This is a genomic window from Olsenella sp. Marseille-QA0557 (assembly GCF_965119725.1).
Taxonomy (GTDB): Bacteria; Actinomycetota; Coriobacteriia; order Coriobacteriales; family Atopobiaceae; genus Coprovicinus; species Coprovicinus avistercoris.
Genome location: NZ_CBCPMI010000001.1, coordinates 1,869,120 through 1,889,294, shown reverse-complemented (window position 1 = coordinate 1,889,294; position 20,175 = coordinate 1,869,120). Strand labels below are relative to the sequence as shown.

Below are 20,175 nucleotides of genomic sequence, written 5' to 3'. Positions count from 1 at the left end.
CGCGAAAAATGCACCCTATGAGGTGTACGAATTCTCTTGAGAAACAACAGGCGTGCAAACACCAGAAATAACATAGCCACCACCATGCCAATCAGGTGGAGGACAACCATACCATCCGGCTCCTGCTGCGTGGGTTATTGCTAGTGCTCTTCCAGCTTTTCGAGCTACCTGTGCTGTTGGTGACGTAGTAAATATTTGCTCTTCAATAAGAGTATCTTGCGAAGAAGAAATAACAGTAACTGCAGGAAGGCCACCTTGATATTCGGCGGCCTTAAGCCAGGCAAGTGCAGCTGCCTCTCCTCGAAGATCCTCCTTAAAACCACCGTGTTTCTCAAAGGTTTTATTCATGATGTCCCCATCTATCGCATGCGAACAGTTCGTGTTTTTACAACCGTTGACAAGAACTTGTTTGGGCATGAGAATATCTGTAAGTTGCTGTTTCAGAAACTTTTATGCTTTAAATAAGGATAGGTAATGCTATCCGGGAACCCGAAAGAGACGCATGAGTTCTTCTTCCATGACACAAGATGATGCTCCAGATAATAGTTCTAATGCTACCAATTCAGTTCCTCTTTCTGTTGCTACGCAAGCGTTTCGCCATATTCGCTATGTATGGGTGATCCTTTTTCTTCTGGGCCTTTCCTTTAATTTGATTACCGCATTTACCAGTGCAATTTGGTTTGATGAGAGCTATTCAATTGCTTTAGCTCACCATTCACTTGCTGATATTTGGCGCATTGGATCCGCAGACGTTCATCCGGTTTTGTACTATTGGATGTTGCATGGGGTTGTCACTTTATTTGGACAGAACCCTATTATCTGCCGCCTCTTTTCAGTCGCTGGTCTTGCTGCCTGCGCAGCACTTGGTTGGATTTTCGTACGGCGTGATATAGGCTATAAAACCTGTCTGGGATATACCTTCATCGTATTATTTAGCCCGTGGGCATTGGCTGAATCGGTTGATATCCGCATGTATTCCTGGGCTGCTTTTTTCGTCATGTTCACATTTCTTATGTGTTCGCGTATAGCCCGACACGTGTTAAATGACACTCAAGAAGATATTCCTCTTCAGTGGTGGATAGGGGCATTTGTTGGAGCAATCGCATGTGCTTACATGCATTATTTTTCCTGTCTTGCTGCAGCACTGTGTCTTCTTTTTGTACTTATAGCGCTCATTGCAGGTCATGCAGCTCGTCCAAAAACGCCGTATATAAAACGACAGTTTATATGCTTTGGTGTAGGGTTAATTATTTGTATCCTTGCTTATATGCCATGGCTGCATGTCCTTTTTGCCCAAGTCTCACATGTACGCCAAGGCTTCTGGATCTCCCTTACGTTTCCAGATACTTTTTTGGATATCGCGCTCTTTCCAGCTTTTAATGAAACTATAGAATCGCTTGTCTCTGGTGGAAATGGTCTAATCTGGCAAGTTGTGTGCCTCAGCGCTTTATCCGCTTTTGTTGCCGCATGTTTGGCGGCCTTGGTATTGGCTGGACGCAATGCTTGCATGCCGCTATTTCGCCGTGGGGAGGGGCAGAAATTTAGTCATATTAAGCAGATTCTTATCAAATCGGTATTTGTTTTGGTAAGCCCTTCTGTAGCTGCTGGGTTTGTATATATTGGCACGATCGTTATATCTCTGATCATTTCTCTGAGTATTAGTCCCGTGCTTATGGCGCGCTATTTATTTGTTGCTATTGGGCCATTTGCAATTATGATTTCGACAATTTTTGTACGGGCCCGCAGGCCTTTTGTGGTGAGTGTGGGAATAGCGTCACTTTCGGTGCTAGCGCTTTGCTCTCAGATTAATTCTGCAATAGCTGCCTACGATCCTTTAAACGAGAGAGCGATCGCATATTACCGAGAAGTAACTCAAACCGAAGACGGGCACTTACCGGTTGTTGTTGGTGTCAATGTATATTCTGATATTCAGCCGGCCGGTATATTAGCCGTTAAAGTTCCTGAAGTATCCATAACGCTTGATAATACGTATGTGTATCCAAAAGGGGACTATGATGCCTATGAGGCGTTTTCACCCGCACTTACGATCTCTGATGAGAGGCGCCCAGGCGCACTTGAAGACTACCAAGGAAAGTTTGTCTGCGTTACCAATGGTACAAAGGAAGATCCTATTTTTGAGGGGTATCCAGGTACCGCGGTTGATTATGCAGCAACGTCATATAATGCCTCTGGTATTATGGAAAGCGAATCATTTTATATTCCGTATAAATCATTGAAGTTGACCATTACCGTTATGGAAAGGTGAGCTATGGCTCGGATAGAAGCTGAAGACTGCTCGGCCTTTTCAGATCAAGAAGCAGCTGAAGAGACTTTACTGACAATTGTTGTGCCTTGTCATAATGAACAAGATACTATCAATCCCTTTTTGGATGAATGTTCTAGGGTTGCAGAGCAACTAGACGCATTTCTCGGCATTAAAGTTCACTATATCTTTGTGGATGATGGCTCGTCAGATGCCACGCTTGCGGTGCTGCGTCATGTTTGCGCAGAACGTTCAGATGCTGCGTTTATTTCTTTCTCACGCAACTTTGGTAAAGAGGCAGCGCTGTATGCCGGTCTTGTACAGGCATATGCATCAGAAGCGGATCTTATTGCGGTAATGGATGCTGATTTACAAGACCCTCCAGCTTTATTGTTGAAAATGTGCGGGCTTGTACAGGATGGTACCTGTGAGCGAGCTGCAGCATATCGGGTGAGCCGTGACGGTGAGCCTCCTATTCGATCGTGGTTTGCTCGGCGTTTTTATGCGCTCATGAATAAAGTGACCGATCTCAATCTGCGCGATGGAGCACGCGATTTTTCAGTGATGACTCGTCGCTTTGTAGGAGCGGTACTATCTTGTGGTGAATATAACCGCTTTACAAAGGGCCTGTTTGGATGGGTCGGCTACTCAACAGAATGGATCTCTTATCATAATGTTGAGCGCGTAGCAGGAGAGACCAATTGGTCCTTCTTCTCGCTGTTACGTTATGCGTTGGACGGTATAGTCGCCTACTCTACTAAGCCACTGGAAGTGCTTTCTTTGCTTGGCGGCGCCATATCGTTGCTAGCTCTCGTTGGCCTTATCTTTATTGTTGTGCGAGCACTTTTGTTTGGCGATCCGGTAGCTGGCTGGCCATCACTCATGACAGTTATTGTGCTTATTGGGGGCTTGCTGACATTGGGTCTTGGGGTAATCGGTTATTACCTCTCGAAATTGTATCTTGAGGTCAAAAAACGCCCTCTTTATCTTGAAAAAGAGCGTGGAGGTTGGTTAGAAAGCTAGAGAGACTCTAGTTAGTAAACGGCCAGAGTCCTTGGGCAAGTTTTTTGATTGCCTGAGGAACCGCTTCTTCCTCACAAGATCCAATATGCCAACGGGCGGCAGCGCGCGCTTCATCGGTGGCACCTGCAACAGCAACGGAATGGGGCACGTGCGAAAGCATCTCTAAATCGTTACCAGAGTCCCCGAAAACAACAACTTGTTCTGGCGCAATACCAAGTGTTTGCGCAAGATAATCTACTGCCGCAGCTTTATTCCAGCCACGTGGAGTGGTATTAACAAAACCGGGCATAGGGAGTGAATAGTCTATCTCTGGCACTTCTCGACGAAGTAAAGCCACTATTTCAGCCGTTTTTTCCTGTATGGGTGGTGTAAAGATATTCGTTTTAATGACTGGAAACGAAGGGACTTCAGAGACCAGACGAGCTGTCGCTGCGTACGAACGAAAACTTTTGGCAAGGTTGTCTATGGTTCCCTCAACTACCAACGCCTGGGGACCATCAAAGCAAATCATGCCACAATCGGGCAGTTCGTGAATGACACTTGCCAGATGGATAAGCGCTTCATGTGGAATATGCGCCTCATAGATGAGCTGGCCGTCAAGTATGACCTGCATGCCGTTTGCTGCCAACATGGTGGCATAGCACTTCTCATCGTGTTCAAAGACACTTGGAACCCGTGTGGCTCCGCGACCGGTGGCAGGGCCAATGTGTATCCCAGCATCATATGCTGCATGAAACGCATCACGACACTCTTGAGAAACAACTGAGCGATCATAGGGGAGAATTGTGCCATCAATATCAGTAAGGATAAGACGAATGGCAGAGGCATCATTACAAAGATGAGCTAGATCCATTGCGTCTTGTGTGTTGTTGCGTGAAGACAGCATCTCTTCTCCCATCTTAAGCGATGCCGATACAAGAACCAATCAGATGTACCGCAAAGGCGCATACCCACGCCACTAAGCATTGGAAGATTACAATGCCTATCGCCCATTTTCCGCCAAGTTCTCTACGAACAACAGCAATTGCGGCAACGCAAGGAGTATAGAGCAAACAAAAGACCAAAAATGAAGCTGCTCCTAAAGGTGTAAGTGTCGCCAACAGGGCACTTGTACCGTCAAATAGTACTGAGAGCGTAGAAACCACTATCTCTTTTGCCATGAATCCGCAGATAAGTGCCACGCAAAAACGCCAATCTCCAAAGCCGAGCGGAGAAAACACCGGCGCCATCCAACCTGCGGCGGCAGCAAGAATTGAGGTGCTGGGGTTGTCGGTTAATGTGAGTGTTGGTGTAAAGGACTGCAGGAACCAAACGACAATAGAGGCAACAAATACGACAGTAAAAGCTCGCTGCAGAAAATCTGCCATCTTATCCCATACAAGATGTAGAACGCTTTTTACGGAGGGAATACGGTAGTTGGGTAGCTCCATAACAAACGGGACAGCTTCACCCTTGAATATGGTGTGATTGGCAATTGCTGAAGTGGCAATCCCTACCACAATACCCAGGGCATAGAGAGCTACCGTAACGACCCCTTCGATTCCTGGGAAAAAGACTGCTGAGAAAAATGCATAGATCGTAAGCTTTGTTGAACAGCTCATAAAAGGAGTTAGAAGCACTGTAAGCTTGCGATCGCGCTCCGAGGGCAGGGTTCTTGTGGACATCACTGCCGGCACGGTACAGCCAAATCCCATGAGCATGGGAACGATAGATCTGCCAGAAAGACCAATTTTTCTCAGCGGCCGATCCATAACAAAGGCAACACGTGCCATATAGCCCGTATCTTCCAAAAGAGAAAGGAAGAAGTACATAGTTACTACGATTGGTGCGATAGGCAATACGGTGCCAACACCGCCAAAAACACCGTCTACGATGAGCGATCGCACCACTTCAGAGGTACCAGACTCTACCAAGGCATTATTAACTGTCTGAGTGAGAATTTCTACGCCTTGAGCGACGAGGTCTTGAAAGAACGAACCAACCACATTAAAAGTGAGCCAAAAGACAAGTCCCATTATCAAAATAAACATGGGGATAGCAGTAAATCGCCCCGTGAGAATCTTATCTATCTGTCGAGAGCGCTCATGTTCGCGACTTTCATGTGGCTTGGTTACCGTTTGTGAAACAACCTTTTCAATAAATGAGAAGCGCATATCTGCAATGGCTGCGGCGCGATCTAAGCCCCGTTCTTCCTCCATTTGACTAATAATGTGCTCCATTGCCTCATATTCGTTTTTATCAAGATTTAGGCGCTCTAGAACGGCTGTATCGCCCTCGATGACTTTTGTGGCTGCAAAGCGTATGGGAATGTTTGCTCGGTGAGCATGATCTTCTATGAGATGCATAATGGCGTGCAAGCAGCGATGTACAGCTCCACCGTGATCGTTGGGATCACAAAAGTCTTGTCTGCTGGGACGTTCTTGATAGCGAGCCACATGCAGTGCATGATCTACGAGCTCATCGACACCCTGGTTCTTTACGGCAGAGATGGGAACCACTGGAATTCCAAGCAGTTCCTCCATCTTGTTAACACGCACTGAACCGCCGTTTCCCTGGAGCTCATCCATCATATTGAGGGCAAGAACCATCGGGATATCAAGCTCCATGAGCTGCATGGTGAGGTAGAGATTGCGTTCGATATTAGTGGCATCCACGATGTTGATAATGCCGCGAGGTCGCTCATCGAGAATATATTGACGACTCACAAGCTCTTCGCTTGTGTAGGGTGACATCGAGTAGATGCCGGGAAGATCAACAATATCGGTATTGGGATGATCTTTAATAGCGCCGTCTTTTCTATCTACTGTAACTCCAGGGAAGTTGCCTACATGCTGATTTGATCCTGTAAGCTGGTTAAAGAGTGTCGTTTTACCACAGTTTTGATTGCCGGCTAGCGCAAAGGTAAGAGTGGTATCTTCGGGCAGAGGGTGCTCGGTAGCTTTTTCGTGAAAGCGCCCGCCTTCTCCTAATCCAGGATGCTCCGTCAGGGCTATACGGCGGTTTTCGAACTTTTGCGAAGCTGTTTGCAACGGTGTGTCGAACTTTGCGGCAGATGGACTCTGTGTATCCGACTGACCTATGGGTGAGATAGAGATACGGGAAGCATCTTCTTTTCTTAAGGTGAGCTCATATCCATGGATAAGAAATTCCATGGGATCTCCCATGGGAGCGAATTTCACAAGTTCCATAACGGTGCCGGGGATGATGCCCATATCAAGGAAGTGCTGTCTGAGCGCTCCTTGACCACCAACAACTTCAACACGGACACGATCGCCTATAGCAATATCTGCAAGCGTGGTCATATGGTTATGAAAGGAGGAGGTGATGGACTCCTGATTATTCGTATGTGAATACGTGCTATTCATCAAATTAATCTCTCTTTGTTATGTATAAGCAATAAGCTTTATAAAGCATAGCGTGCAAAGCCTGACTATAAAGGATTTGAAACAAAGGTTAATTTAAGTCTTGCAAAAAGAGAATTAATGCATAACAGAATAAAAAAGCCACCTGTGAAAGCAGGTGGCTTTGTAATGTATGGTGGGCGCTAGAAGATTTGAACTTCTGACCTCTTCCGTGTCAGGGAAGCGCTCTCCCCCTGAGCTAAGCGCCCGAATGTGTGCTGCATCTGACAGCGGAGGTAACTATAAAGCATCTCTAAAGATCATGCAAGTCAGAATTTGAAAAAGAGGTATATAGAGGCGGGTTTTTCGCCGAAATGAGGGATGGCCAAAAAAATTTAAAAAATTTTGCGATTTCCACTTGCACTGAACCGAAAACTCACGTATATTATCCCTCGCGTTGCGGGCTTAGCGCAGTTGGTAGCGCGCCACCTTGCCAAGGTGGAGGTCGCGGGTTCGAACCCCGTAGCCCGCTCCATGATGATTATGGCCGGATTTGTATTCGGCCTTTTTCATATGGCGGCATGGCCAAGTGGTAAGGCACGGGACTGCAAATCCCTTATCCCCCGTTCGAATCGGGGTGCCGCCTCCAGAGAAATTGCAGGTCAGAGGGTGTATAGCCTCTGGCCTCTTTTTGTATCGTGAAACAATGTTAAACAATAGATAAACCTTATATTCAAACTCGCTGTAGTGAACGAAGCTATAAGCAAGAGCGCCGTTTATCCGTAAATACCTACCGTTCACATTAAATGACTAAAGATACGTGTACAACTTAAAATTTAGAGTATTATGTAATCAAGAAATAAAGAAGCCGCGACGATACCGACGGCCGAAGTAGGAGGTGGTGCCAGTGAACAGCGAAGATTATTCAAATTGGCATCCCGCGAAGTGCATTGCGTGTCCCGTCTCACATTAAGGCCACTGATTCACAGGACCTCGTAAAGCGATACAGGCATCGCAAAAAATCCCTGAGAGGATAGATGGATGAACCGATGCCTTCGCGCAGGAGCCAGAGCGCCACAAGAGGCGCTGCGAGGGTAGACAGGGTCAACGAAACGATAATTACTTTTCTGAGTTATATGTCATTTGATAAATAATTTAAGGTAATTACTAAGGAGGAGAGTCCAAAGGGCTCATAAAGGTTAACCTCACGAGCGGGCAGTTCCTAAGAGGGCTGCCCGCTTCTTTTATGTCACTAAAAAGCCCGGATAAGGCTTATAAGGCGGCTTATAGGACAAAAAGTGTGCTGTCGAAACGGTCGTCTACGCAGGTGGGCGGCCGTTTCCCATACCCTTAAATCTTGCTCACCCCTTTTAGCACTCGGACAGAAAGTGTGCTGTCCGAATCGGTGCCGTCGCAGGTAGGAGCCGGAAAATCGAGCTGTTAAATCTCTCGGACGGGAGGGCTCGATGAAAAGGGTGAAGTGCCCGTGCTGTGGAGCGGCGATGCGCAGGAACGGAAGGACCACGGCGGGCGCGCAGAGATGGCGCTGCGAGTCCTGCGGGGCATCGAGGACCGTCTCGTACGACGACAGTGCCGCCTGGCTCGAAGAGTTTCTGGCGTGGCTGCTCTCAAAGGCGAGGCAGGCAGACATGCCCGGTCAGGGGCGCACGTTCAGGAGGAAGACCTCCGGATTCTGGCGGGTGTGGCCCATGCCCGAGCCGACCGGTGAGGTCCACAGGGTGCTCTTCCTCGACGGCATCTGGCTCGACCGGAACCTCGTCGTGCTGATAGCCTACGACGGGGAGCATGTGGTTTCGTGGTACATGGCCGAGTCGGAAACCTCAAGGGCCTGGGAGGCGCTCATGGCGCCCATCCCGGCTCCGGACGTGGTGGTGTGCGATGGAGGAACAGGGTTCGCTTCGGCGGTCCGCCGGACATGGCCGCGCACGAGAGTCCAGAGGTGCCTGTTCCATGCGTTCTCGCAGGTGAGGAGGTACACGACGACGAGGCCAAGGCTCCAGGCCGGCAGAGAGCTCTACGCGCTTTCCATCGAGCTCATGCATCTGGACACCCTTCGGCAGGCCGATTGGTGGGTCGAGCGCTATCTTCAGTGGTGCGGGTTCTGGGCCGACTTCCTCGAGGATGTCTCCTTCATCGACGGGAGACGCGTATTCACACACGAGAGGCTCAGAAAGGCCCGCTCATCACTCTCGAGACTCGTCTCCCAAGGAACGCTCTTTACCTACCTTGATCCGACCCTGACCGCAGAGGGTCCACTGCCGCGTACCAACAACCCGATCGAGGGCGGCGTCAACTCACAACTCAGGGATGTCCTGCGCAACCACCGCGGGCTGTCACTCATGCGTCGGGTCAAGGCGGTCTTCTGGTGGTGCTACATGCACACCGAGAGCCCAAGACCGGCAAGAGAGCTTATCCGCTCCATGCCAACTGACGACGATATCGACTTCCTCTATAGGACCTACTCGCTATCACCCAAGAGAGAGGATGGGGGTCCAGAATGGGGTGATCGAGCCGTGTGGGAGGAGCTGCACCACAAGGACCCGTACCCGTTCTGGCTAGACTGACAGCACACTTTTTGTCCTATAAGCCTATAAGGCAAAAATAGACGCTTCTTATTCTGTACGCAAAAAGACAAGATTAGTAGCTTGGGAAAGCTCTGGCCGGTATGTGTAGCCTAAATCAAAAGCCTTTAACTCCTCAAAGGAGTTCACACGATTTTCTGCCATCCAACGCACCATAGATCCGCGTGCAATTTTACTTGCAGTGGCGCGTTGAATAGGTCGGCCGTTCTTCAATACTTCAGCAAATAGGCATGTAACGCAGGTGGTAGTGCTGTCTAAAGAGGGGAGGACTGACTTTGCATATTCAACACTTGCCAGATTAATAACTTCGGAGCAATCCTTCTGAATTTTCTGTGCAAGCATATCACCCCAAAACTCATAGAGATTACGAGTTCCATCGACTGATAGTGGCGCACCCATTTCAAGGCGATAGGGTTCTACTGCTTGGAAAGGTCGTACACATCCATAGAGACCAGAAAGAATCCAAAGATGGTCTTGAAGCCAGGATAGCGATTCTGCATCCATTACTTGAGGCGCCATACTCTGAAATTGAATTCCTTTGTAAGTAAAAAGAGCGGCAGAGACGTGCGGCGAAATTGAGGCATCTTCTAGCATCTTTTTACTAGCAACAGGAATGAATTCGTGAAGAAGATCCAAACACTGTTCTAATAGCTTGTCGCTAACCTTCCAGAGTGTTTTAAGCGCTGTTTTCCCGTCAGTTTTTTCGAGCGCGATAAGAGCCTCATAAAGACGGTTTGTCTTCTCTGGAAAGGGAGGAATACCTTTGACTGGTATTGCTTCCTCTACCTGCATTTGTTTGGCAGGAGAAATAATTATTTGCAACATGGCATGCCTTTATCACAAGAGATGACTGATTTAATCGCTTTATGCAACCTTACTGGTAAATTCTAGCCAAGTAAGCCAAGACAAATCTTGAAATGTGGTGGCAAGAGACATTTCTGTCGTATCAAGCGAATGCCAGTTTCCATTGCTATCCATTATGCCAAAGGCATTTATGGCAGGAATTGTTTCTTTCATCACCAACTGTGCCTTCTGATAGTCACTCAGAGGGGCTCCAATGGATTCAAGCATATATGCTGCTAAATAATTCGGACTTATTGGATACTGTGCTGATGAGAAAGCTTTGTCTTCTGAGCCAGTGGAGGATGAATCTGTTTGTCCGGGCAGTGTGTAATTTGTCCAAATGGCGTAGATGCTCTGATGTGTCCTCTGAGCATGAAGTTCGTCACTCTCATCACTAAACCAGAGATCGTTATAAGTGGCAGAGAGTTTGGGTTGATGATCACCAAAGTAGACAAGCACGACAGGCTTATCAAGCTTTGAGAGCTCTTCTACCAAATACTGAAGATCTTCATCGGAGGCTTGTACACACGAAAGATATTCATTGAGCTGATCGATACTATCTGTATCCGAAATGCCTTCTGGCTTGTAATTGAGTTTCAGGTTATCGGGAATATTTCCCACATCATAATTTGAGTGCCCCTGCATAGTTACATCGAAAATAAATTGAGGCGTTTCGCTGCTGTTCAGTACCTCAATCACTTTGTCATAGGTGGCACGATTGGTTACACCGTTGTGCAGAGTTGGAGCATCTGAAAAGCTTTCTACGGAATAGAACGTGTCAAAACCTATTTGCTCGTATATGTCGTCTCTATTCCAATTGCTGGCAAGATTGGGATGTATAGCAGTTGTTTCATAGCCCATACTTGAGAGCTGTTTTGGAAGGGCGTTTGTCTCTGAAAGATCATAAATTGCATAGGGGTATTTTCCAGCGCCAAGATAAGCCATAGAAATACCCGTAAGGAATTCAAATTCAGTATTACACGTGCCTCCACCAAGTACACTTACTGAGAGTGATCCACTTGCCACAGAGCTGGGAGCTAGTTCGGTTTTGAAATAGTGTGGGCCCTCATATCCTGCATGCATTCCTTCATAGATAGATAAATCCGCGAAGGACTCATCCATCACTACGACTATGCTGGGTGCTTCGCCTGCAAATTGCTCAACTGCGGCTTGTCGTGATGTGTTACTGCCGTGAGTTTTGTCGTAGGTTTCTGCGTACGAAGTGAGCAGCGTTTGGGCTGCTGATGAGGAATAATTCGCGGGTTCTGTCAGTGAAAGATCCTGAACGCCCATCACAAATGACAGCATTGAACCGTAATGCTGATAGGTCCATATGGGATAAAAATAATTGATTCCTTCGCCCGTCATAGCGGTGTAATTTGGAATGCTGCAAAGTAAGAAAAGTGAGATAAAACATAAGAGGGCACATGATGTGTGTGCAAGTATATGAACAGCACGTGGGAACTTGGAAACGGTAGGCCTCTCTGATGCGTGAAGAAGTGTTCTCCGTACCTCTGCAAGTGCAGTGCAGAGAAGATTTCCTATAAGTGCCCAAACAATGCCGATAAGCGCTGATGTATTAAAAACATAGGTATAGCCACCTGCTACAGCTGCGGCAGTTCCCAGAGCAAAAAGGTCAGTAGGAAGAATCGTTGTACCTTTGAACTGCCACACAAAATATTGGGCAAGGCCAATGCAGGCAAAAATCCACACACAGATGCGGGGTCCAACGCCTCGTTGTTGTCCCACAAAGTAAGCAGTGAGAACAGCCAGTGCAATCATGGTTGTCTGAATATAGAGATACGGTTCGAAAATCTCCATCGGTTCTGTCCGATAGGGAGTTTCAAGCGTTAAAAAACAGCACCCCACAATTGAAGCGATCAAAAGAATGCGTATGCAGGTGCAGCGAATAAAAATGACATTTTTATTGCTGCGTATTGACGATGCATAAGGTGCATTAATGAGCTGTGTGAGAAAGTTTGGAAGCTTGAGCTGTGCAATGCCTATACCACAAATGCCAAAAGAGATGAGAAGCAGCTCAAAAAACGAAACAGAAATGAGCTGAGCTGCGCAAAGGCACAGCAAACAGATAAGGGCTGCAAATGGTAGTGCAACAGGCTGTAAGCCTTTGAGTGATTGTTTGATTAAGGATGTACTGGCTGATGAGTCAATCAGTGAAGCCTTGCGCTGCATAAACAACGTAAGGCCAACAAGTATAAGGAGGCCAACAAAAGGGGCGACAGCTAACATACTCACGGAGTTATTATTTTCTCGATTCGAAGGTGTAATAGGCCATATAGGAGTAATCGCGGTTTATCTGCGCAAGAGGAGAGTTCGTATCGTTTAAGGGGTACCATGTGCCTGCAATGTCTTGTATGCCAAAAGAATTGAGGCAAGGCGCTTCTTGCGAGATAACGAGCTGAGCTTTTTGATAATCGGTAAGCGGAGCTCCAATGGCATATAACATCTGAGCAGAGAGAAAAGATGGTGAGCTCGGACGATTGATGGTCGTAGCGCTTTCGCGTGGTACTTCGTAGTTTGTCCAGATGGTATAAACCGTCTGGAAGGCGCGCTGCTGGTGCGCAAGGGTCCCCGCATCTTCTTGGCAAATAAGATCGTTATAGGCTGATCCTAAACTCGGTTGATGATCTCCGAAGTAGACAAGCACGACGGGACGGTCGAGCTTTGAAAGTTCGTCTACAAAATAGGCAAGATCTTCATCAGATGCCTGTATGCATGACAAATATTCATTGAGCTCACTATTGAGTGTGCCATCGTCATATCCATTTGGATGATAATCAGTCAGACGATCTTCTGGGATGGATCCCGTGGTATAACCCGAATGATTTTGAATAGTGATGTTCAAAACAAATTGAGGGCCGTCTCCTTCGCGCAGCACTTCAAGTGTTTTATCAAATGTCGCTCTGTCTGATACAAAGTTATGAAAATAGGGGGCGTTCTCAAAGTCATCAATAGTAATAAATCTCTCAAACCCAAAGTTTTCATATACCGTATCTCGATTCCAGTTCGTACCGAGTAAGGCATGGATTGCGGTTGTGTCATAACCTTCAGCGGCGAGCTGACTGGCCAGATTTGGCGTTCCCTTGAGGTCATACATTGCGTAAGGATAGTTAGACCCACCCACATAAGCCAGCGGAAGGCCTGTAAGCATCTCAAATTCTGTATTGCACGTGCCTCCGCCAAGTACAGAAACCGACAGGCTTCCTGACGCCAAGGAGGTGGGCATACCATACTTAAAGAAGGTTGGCCCTGGATAGTTGCAGGCAAGGCCGTTATAGATGGAAAGATCAGAGAATGTCTCGTCCATCACTACCACAATATCAGGCTGTTGTTGAGCAAATTGAGCTTCAGCTGCAAGGCGTGTGGAAGAGGTACCCAGGCTGTTATCAAAAGTGTTGGCGTATGTGTTGAGCAGAGATTGTGCGGCACCTTTCGTATAACCCTCAGGTGCTTCTACATTCATATTTTGTGCTTCAGTGATAAAAGAGACGAGCGAGCCTTGAGACAGGTACGAGCTTGTTGTATTCCATGCATCAATTGTGATACCAAACGAGCGAAAATCATACGTTGCAACCAAGCCAATTAAGAGGCAAGTACATACAAGTCCAACAACCGTGTTGGCAGCTGCTCGGACAGGCATTTTCTTGCAAATATAGGGTTTAACTGGAAAGAGAAGAGCACATAGTGTGACGGCGCTGATGCCTGCTGCAATAGCATACAAATACGGGTCTGACAAAACGTAAGAGAAATTTCCAGCAACATCCGCTGCGGTTCCTAAAGCAAAGAGATCCACAGGTGTTATGACTGTTGCTCTGAAGCTATATACAAAGCCAAGTGCAACACCCGCAAAGAGAGACAGAATCGGCACAAGAGCAACGAGCAGTCCTCTACGCTGCCCAAGGAAGTAAAGAGCAATACATACTCCGAAGATGAGACAAAATTCCAACACCACAAATTTCTGAGGAATATCAGTAGGAAAAGCCGGATTAAAGGGAGTTTCTAGCGCAAAAATAGAAAGACAGGTTACTGCTACGAGCATAACAGCATGAAGGAGACCTCCTAGGCTGTAGCTGCAGCAGCTGCGTGCGATATAACTCCATGAGAGCTTACTTGTTTTTCCTTCCGAAGCATCTTTTGCATGTGCTCCTGTACAGGTTGGGAGGACTTGCCCGCGAATAAAAGTAGCGAGTCGATCAAAAAGATTGAGGAGAAATAGCCTTCCCAAAGCAGCAAAACCGCAGAGCGTAATACCAGCATTAAGAAAAAGATAATGTCTTTCAGAAGAGTCTATAAGGCCAGCTTGTCTCCAAAAAAAGAGAAAAATGAGCAACGCTAGTGAGGGGAAGATCCAAGGCGTTTCTTCCCAGTGCATGGGATCATGCTTTTTTGCACGCCAAATTTGCCTGCCACAGAACCCAAGCAAAAGAAAGACAATGCCAATAATGGGGACAGTTGTATCCATGTATGACCTAATCGCCTTCATTAAATTTGTTATTACTCTGTAATGGTAAAGGTTCTGTAAGGTGAAACGACAAACGAATTTGTAAGTTTGTACACAAAAATTGCCATCCCCTCTGCTGGAAGGGATGGCAAGTAATAAACAAGTAGTGTGTCTTATGTAGTAATTAGATGGTCTGACCAAACCATTTTGTTTGAAGCTCATCCATCGTGCCATCTTCTTCGAGTTCTTTTAATGCCTCATTGATGGCTGCTGTGAGTTGAGGGTTGTCTTTAGAGACAACAATGCCGTATTCCTCGCCTGTGGGAATTTGAAGGGCGACCGTGAGGTCGGTGTAAGACTCATTGCAAAGGTTGGAAACAACAGGCAAATCAGAAACGCAAGCACTATAAAGGCCTGAGGAAACACCAGTCATTGACTGAATAGGATCGTCGAGTGGTACATAGGTGCAGTTGGGAAGATTCTCTTGAATCCAGTCCCCACCCGTCGTTCCAGACTGTGCTGATACTTGGTTTTCTGGAGTATTGAGGGCATCGATCAGGGCTTTTTCATCCAATCCGTCGAACTGACTGCCAATTTTTACGACAAGACCCTGGTTTGAACTGAGGTAAGCATCAGTAAAGTCAATCTGCTCAAGACGCTCGTCTGTGATGGTGATGCCAGAAATGGCTACATCAGCCCTGCCTCCCTGAGTAATAGTGGGAACAAGGGTATCGAACTTTTGTGTGGGAAGAAAGTTTGCCTCGAGGCCCATCTTCTCTGCAACTGCCTTAAGTAAGTCGATGTCAAAGCCTTGTACTTCACCCGTGTTCTCATCCATAGATTCAAGTGGTGGGAATGACCAGTCTCCAATAGCAGTAAGTTTGCCATCTTCAACAAGGGTATATGAGTCACCGGAGGCAGCTGTATTGTCTGAGGAATTTGAACAGCCGCTTAAGATTCCGAGTGTGGCAATTCCCGCTCCAGCAAATCCAGAGAAATGAATGAAGTTACGACGTGTCATGGTGGCGTGAATATTTTTCATGAGTGACCCCCTCTTAATAATGGTGCACGCAGATATGCATACGTTGGTATAAAAGCTGCTGCGCGTGTTTAGCTATTATACGTAAAAATGAAAAAAATATATAAAAATTTTCGAAATCAAAATATTAGATGCATAAAATCAGACGAATATATACATTTTATACCAATTACTTATGCATAAGGTAAACGTGATATTTCCTGTTGTTGATGGAATTGTTGGGAGATCATCAAAGTGTCGGCATACATTAAGAGAAAAAATGCGCACTTGGGATAGGATAGATTTTCGAACAAAATAACGTTGCGCTGCCCAAGGAGGCGACCATGATAAAAATCTCCCACGCGGTACTTCATGCCTTTGATTTTGAGGTGGGAGAGTGCGATTTATCAGAACGGGAACTCGATCTTTCTGTTCGCCAAACAAAGAGCTACGTCACGCGACTGCTTCGAAAAGTATCAGGGAACGCTGAGAGTCGTCATGGAGTTTTTGCCAATACCTCTGCTTTTGCTCCAGAATTTACCCGATACTTAAGCGGATCTCGTGGTTTTCTCGACTTTGCAGCAGACATCGCCCGCTATTTTTATGAACAGCTTCGTATGAGCGAAGATGCTGGTCAGTGTGATCTTCTCATTGCTGATTTTGAGGATACTGATGCTGCTGGACGTCAGACAGAACAGCAAAATGACGAGGTTCCTCAAACAGCAGGAGAAACAATAGAGGATGATGAAGAGAGCTTAGCGCGTCGAGCATTTGCCGTATTGCTCCTTCCACGTCGGCAGACGTTTGTACATGATGTACGTTCTGAACAAGGTCTTGCCTACAACGATATTGTTCGTCACGACTCAGCGCTTCCAAATCCAACACAAAAGATCGATACCTATGCTGTTATTGATGGCGAGACGCTCGATATTGCGTTCCATGATGTTGAGCGCTCAATTGCTGGAAGACGCATGTTGCTGGTGCCCGAGGGTTTCTTGAGCTGTTCGACAGAAGCTTCGGGAAGAGAAGTTATTGAAGCGGTGGAGAAACTGGTGGCTGATGTCGCCGAAGAATATGGTATCGAGAGTGCCGTGGCGGTTTCACGCGCAAAATCATATGTCATCGATAGGGCGTCAGCTGCGGATGATGTGACACCGGCCGAGGTGGGTCGAGAAGTGTTCCAGGATAACCCTGCAATGGTCGAGCGATATGAACAACGCTTAGAGGAGCGTGCGTATACCGACGAACTGCCAGCTCGTGTGAGCGTGCGCAAAGGTGTGGCTACACGCCTGGCAAAGAAACACCGTATACGAACGGATACAGGCATTGAAGTGAGTTTTCCTTCAGAATATGCCGCTTCATCGGACTATATTGAATTTGGAAAAGATGAAACCGGCAAAATAACAATCGAACTCAAGAATATTGGGCGTATTGAGAATCGCTGAGAAATACTTTGGTGATTTATATTGCGAGAGGAGAAGCATGAGCGAAGCAAAGTATCACGAGCACTATATGTGGAGCTTGCATGCTGATAAAAGCAAAGTGTTTGGCGTGCTCAATCTACCTGTGGAAGGTGAAGACTTCAGACAGGGATTTGAGTTTCCAGTTGTAGTGTGTGCCCATGATATCCATGCTGATAATACGCAGCTTAAAGTTGTTACAGATACGTTAGCTTCTTCCCGTATTGTCAGTTATGCAATTGATTTACGCGGTGGCGGAGACAGTGTAAAAAGCGATCAGATGGCTGATGGCAGTGAAGCTACGGTCAAAACTGCTGCAGATGACCTTGCTTGCGCAGCTGATCTCATGCTGAGTGAACCTTTCTGCGACAAAGCGGAATTATTCCTTTGCGGGTGCGGTCTTTCTGCTGAAGCAGCTCTCACAGAGGCTAATCGCAATCAAGCAAAGTATCGTGGCATTATTGTGTTAGATGCCCCAGAACAAGCATCAGATGCTCCTGAAGGTATGGCAGTGCTCCACGCGAGTTTACGTGATTCTCAGATTTCTGAGAAAGTTCGAGATTTTGTTAACGACGTTATTCGAAACCGCTGGAAGCAAGCGTAAAGGAGATAAAGGTGCAGCAGAGTCGTTTTGTACAAGACAGCGATGTTCGTATTGAGCATGATTCTATGGGCGAAGTACAGGTGCCTGCAAAAGCACTCTGGGGGGCACAGACGCAGCGTTCTTATGAAAATTTCCCCATCGGGTCTGAGACTATGCCACCTGAAATCATCCAGGCTTTTGCCATTCTCAAAAAAGCTGCTGCACGAGCAAATTGTCAACTTGGATGTATTACTTCTGAGCAGGCATTGGCTATTGAACAAGCTTGTGACGATATTCTCGCCGGTGCATATGATGATCAGTTCCCACTGAAAGTGTGGCAAACAGGCTCTGGTACCCAAACCAATATGAATGTAAATGAAGTGATTGCTCATATTGGTAATCGTGCTGCAGGCAAAGAATTATTACATCCCAACGATACGGTTAATCGCTCTCAGTCTTCAAACGATACGTTTCCTACGGCTCTGCACATTGCAGCCGCATGTATGGTGAGCGATCAGCTTATACCTGCACTTACAGATTTTGTAACAACCTTGCATACACTTGAGAAGAAGAATGAAGGCATCATAAAAAGTGGTCGCACGCATTTACAAGATGCTGTACCTATAGCTTTTTCTCAAGAAATAGCTGGTTGGCGCGGTCTTATTGAGAACGCAATAGCAGAACTTGAAGCTGCTATGCCAAATGTTATGCGCCTAGCTTTAGGAGGTACTGCGGTAGGAACAGGCCTCAATGCTCCGAAAGGGTTTGCTGAGGCGGCTGCCCGGGAGGTAGCAGAGCTAACCGGTAAAGCATTTTGCTCTGATCCTAATAAATTTGCTGCACTCACCGGGAAAGATGCTCTCGTTTTTGCTCATGGAGCTGTAAAAGCTGCTGCGGCAAATATGATGAAAATCGCAAACGATATTCGCTGGCTTGCATCAGGTCCCCGTCTTGGCTTAGGTGAAATTACTATTCCGGCTAATGAGCCAGGCAGTTCAATTATGCCGGGAAAGGTAAATCCTACTCAGTGCGAAGCAGTAACCATGGTGTCTGTTCAGGTAATGGGCAATGATGCTGCTATTGGTTTTGCTGCAAGCCAAGGAAACTTTGAGCTCAATGTCTTTATGCCGGTTATTGCATATAACTTCTGTCAATCAGTTCGTTTGCTAACCGATGTTGTGAAGTCATTTGAAGATCGTTGTGTCAAAGGCATTGAAGCAAACCGTTCACGCATGAAAGACAACCTCAACAACTCACTCATGCTCGTTACGTGTTTAAATCCCTATATTGGCTATGAGCACGCTGCAGAAGTTGCTAAACGTGCATACGCTCGCAATGAAAGCCTCCGTGAAGCTTGCGTGGCGCTTGGATATCTTTCTGCAGAGCAATTTGATGAGATCTTTACGCCAGAGGAGATGGTCTAATGGACAACACAAGTGCAAGGAGCATGGAGCTTCATGAGCAGCTCCATGGCAAGATTGAAGTTATTTCTCGTGCAGAGGCAGAAACAGCCGATGATCTTGCCATTCTATATACCCCTGGTGTAGCAGAGCCCTGCCGTGCCATTCAGCGGGACTATAAACGTTCTTGGGATCTTACGCGTCGCGGTAATCTCGTTGCAGTCATTACCGATGGAACTGCAGTTTTGGGCCTTGGAGATATTGGTCCTGCTGCTGGAATGCCTGTCATGGAGGGAAAGTGCCTTCTCTTCAAAGAGTTTGGTGATGTAGATGCATTCCCACTTTGTGTTGATACGCATGATGTAGATGAATTTGTTCGGACGGTCTATCTCATCTCAAAGAGTTTCGGTGGTATCAACCTTGAAGATATAGCCGCCCCTCGTTGCTTTGAGATTGAGAAGCGCTTGCGTGAGCTGTGTGATGTCCCAGTCTTTCATGACGACCAGCATGGAACAGCTATTGTCACTGCAGCAGGGCTTATCAATGCAGCAAAACTAACTGGTCGTGAAATGGGTTCCATGCGCATTGTTATGTCAGGCGCAGGAGCAGCGGGTCTCGCAATTGCAACACTTCTGACGCACATGGGTTTTGGCGATGTGGTGGTATGCGACCGTAAGGGCGCTATTGTTGAAGGTCGTGAAGGTCTCAACCCGTATAAAGAGCAAGTGGCAAAAATAACCAACCGTGAGCATCGCACAGGAACTCTTGCCGACGTCATGAAAGGTGCCGATGTCTTTTTGGGCGTCTCTCAACCGGGGCTAGTAACCCGTGAGATGGTTGCATCAATGGCCGATGATTCCATCATCTTTGCTATGGCAAATCCAACACCTGAAATTATGCCTGATGAGGCTCGTGCTGGAGGTGCTGCAGTAATTGCAACTGGCCGTTCAGATTTTCCGAATCAAATCAATAACGTGCTTGTCTTCCCGGGTATCTTTAAGGGTGCTCTGGCAGCACGAGCCGGACAAATTACAGAAGATATGGAAATTGCGGCAGCACAGGCAATTGCAAGCTTGGTAACGGATGACGAGTTAAGTGCCGATTACATTATTCCTTCGGCGCTCGATAAGACGGTTGCACAAGTTGTGGCTGATGCGGTAAGCAAGCGTGCATAAAGTT

14 protein-coding genes and 3 tRNA genes are annotated in these 20,175 nt (G+C 46.9%); 9 read left to right on the top strand and 8 right to left on the bottom strand.

Annotated elements, in window-relative coordinates; all coding sequences use genetic code 11:
• Nucleotides 1–15: 15 nt before the first annotated feature.
• Nucleotides 16–348, bottom strand: coding sequence for a hypothetical protein (locus tag ACQY6Y_RS08555; RefSeq protein ID WP_428379915.1), 333 nt, complete (start codon nt 346–348; stop codon nt 16–18).
• Between the two features lie 154 nt (nt 349–502).
• On the opposite strand from ACQY6Y_RS08555, the gene ACQY6Y_RS08550 reads away from it, so the two are divergent.
• Together ACQY6Y_RS08550 and ACQY6Y_RS08545 are read left to right on the top strand one after the other, a co-directional pair.
• Nucleotides 503–2,266, top strand: a complete 1,764-nt coding sequence (locus tag ACQY6Y_RS08550) for a glycosyltransferase family 39 protein (RefSeq protein WP_428379914.1) — start codon at nt 503–505, stop codon at nt 2,264–2,266.
• A gap of 3 nt (nt 2,267–2,269) precedes the next feature.
• Nucleotides 2,270–3,286: a glycosyltransferase family 2 protein gene (locus ACQY6Y_RS08545; protein WP_428379913.1), complete on the top strand. Its 1,017-nt coding sequence runs from the start codon at nt 2,270–2,272 to the stop codon at nt 3,284–3,286.
• Nucleotides 3,287–3,293: 7 nt separating this feature from the next.
• On the opposite strand, the gene ACQY6Y_RS08540 is transcribed toward ACQY6Y_RS08545, so the two are convergent.
• The 3 genes from ACQY6Y_RS08540 to ACQY6Y_RS08530 all read right to left on the bottom strand — a co-directional run bounded on the left by ACQY6Y_RS08540 (nt 3,294) and on the right by ACQY6Y_RS08530 (nt 6,896).
• The gene (locus tag ACQY6Y_RS08540) at nt 3,294–4,172 is read right to left on the bottom strand and encodes an HAD-IIB family hydrolase (protein WP_428379912.1); all 879 of its coding nucleotides are present in this window, start codon (nt 4,170–4,172) and stop codon (nt 3,294–3,296) included.
• Nucleotides 4,173–4,185: 13 nt separating this feature from the next.
• On the bottom strand, nt 4,186–6,651 hold the full coding sequence (feoB, locus tag ACQY6Y_RS08535; protein WP_428379911.1) for a ferrous iron transport protein B: 2,466 nt from the start codon (nt 6,649–6,651) through the stop codon (nt 4,186–4,188).
• A gap of 170 nt (nt 6,652–6,821) precedes the next feature.
• Nucleotides 6,822–6,896 (bottom strand) — tRNA-Val (locus tag ACQY6Y_RS08530).
• Nucleotides 6,897–7,086: 190 nt separating this feature from the next.
• Here ACQY6Y_RS08530 and ACQY6Y_RS08525 point away from each other — a divergent pair.
• The 3 genes from ACQY6Y_RS08525 to ACQY6Y_RS08515 all read left to right on the top strand — a co-directional run bounded on the left by ACQY6Y_RS08525 (nt 7,087) and on the right by ACQY6Y_RS08515 (nt 9,212).
• A tRNA-Gly gene (locus ACQY6Y_RS08525) sits at nt 7,087–7,162 on the top strand.
• 40 nt (nt 7,163–7,202) lie between these two features.
• A tRNA-Cys gene (locus ACQY6Y_RS08520) sits at nt 7,203–7,276 on the top strand.
• Nucleotides 7,277–8,093: 817 nt separating this feature from the next.
• The gene (locus ACQY6Y_RS08515) at nt 8,094–9,212 is read left to right on the top strand and encodes an IS1249 family transposase (RefSeq protein WP_428378537.1); all 1,119 of its coding nucleotides are present in this window, start codon (nt 8,094–8,096) and stop codon (nt 9,210–9,212) included.
• Between the two features lie 48 nt (nt 9,213–9,260).
• On the opposite strand, the gene ACQY6Y_RS08510 is transcribed toward ACQY6Y_RS08515, so the two are convergent.
• The 4 genes from ACQY6Y_RS08510 to ACQY6Y_RS08495 all read right to left on the bottom strand — a co-directional run bounded on the left by ACQY6Y_RS08510 (nt 9,261) and on the right by ACQY6Y_RS08495 (nt 15,577).
• Nucleotides 9,261–10,055: a YaaA family protein gene (locus ACQY6Y_RS08510; RefSeq protein ID WP_428379910.1), complete on the bottom strand. Its 795-nt coding sequence runs from the start codon at nt 10,053–10,055 to the stop codon at nt 9,261–9,263.
• Nucleotides 10,056–10,094: 39 nt separating this feature from the next.
• Complete coding sequence (locus ACQY6Y_RS08505) at nt 10,095–12,323, bottom strand: LTA synthase family protein (RefSeq protein WP_428379967.1); 2,229 nt, start codon at nt 12,321–12,323, stop codon at nt 10,095–10,097.
• Nucleotides 12,324–12,336: 13 nt separating this feature from the next.
• Complete coding sequence (locus ACQY6Y_RS08500) at nt 12,337–14,556, bottom strand: LTA synthase family protein (RefSeq protein ID WP_428379909.1); 2,220 nt, start codon at nt 14,554–14,556, stop codon at nt 12,337–12,339.
• Nucleotides 14,557–14,719: 163 nt separating this feature from the next.
• The gene (locus tag ACQY6Y_RS08495; protein WP_428379908.1) at nt 14,720–15,577 is read right to left on the bottom strand and encodes an ABC transporter substrate-binding protein; all 858 of its coding nucleotides are present in this window, start codon (nt 15,575–15,577) and stop codon (nt 14,720–14,722) included.
• Between the two features lie 320 nt (nt 15,578–15,897).
• Between ACQY6Y_RS08495 and ACQY6Y_RS08490 the strand changes: the two genes are divergently transcribed.
• Genes ACQY6Y_RS08490 through ACQY6Y_RS08475 form a run of 4 tightly spaced genes read left to right on the top strand, consistent with a single transcriptional unit; the run spans nt 15,898 to nt 20,171 of the window.
• The gene (locus tag ACQY6Y_RS08490) at nt 15,898–16,998 is read left to right on the top strand and encodes a nucleoid-associated protein (RefSeq protein ID WP_428379907.1); all 1,101 of its coding nucleotides are present in this window, start codon (nt 15,898–15,900) and stop codon (nt 16,996–16,998) included.
• Between the two features lie 37 nt (nt 16,999–17,035).
• Nucleotides 17,036–17,617: a hypothetical protein gene (locus ACQY6Y_RS08485; RefSeq protein WP_428379906.1), complete on the top strand. Its 582-nt coding sequence runs from the start codon at nt 17,036–17,038 to the stop codon at nt 17,615–17,617.
• A gap of 11 nt (nt 17,618–17,628) precedes the next feature.
• Nucleotides 17,629–19,020 carry a class II fumarate hydratase gene (gene fumC / locus ACQY6Y_RS08480; RefSeq protein WP_428379905.1) on the top strand — a complete coding sequence of 464 codons (1,392 nt, stop codon included), beginning with the start codon at nt 17,629–17,631 and terminating at the stop codon, nt 19,018–19,020.
• Nucleotides 19,020–20,171: an NAD(P)-dependent malic enzyme gene (locus tag ACQY6Y_RS08475; RefSeq protein ID WP_428379904.1), complete on the top strand. Its 1,152-nt coding sequence runs from the start codon at nt 19,020–19,022 to the stop codon at nt 20,169–20,171. Before fumC ends, ACQY6Y_RS08475 begins: the two co-directional genes overlap by 1 nt.
• Nucleotides 20,172–20,175 lie beyond the last annotated feature (4 nt).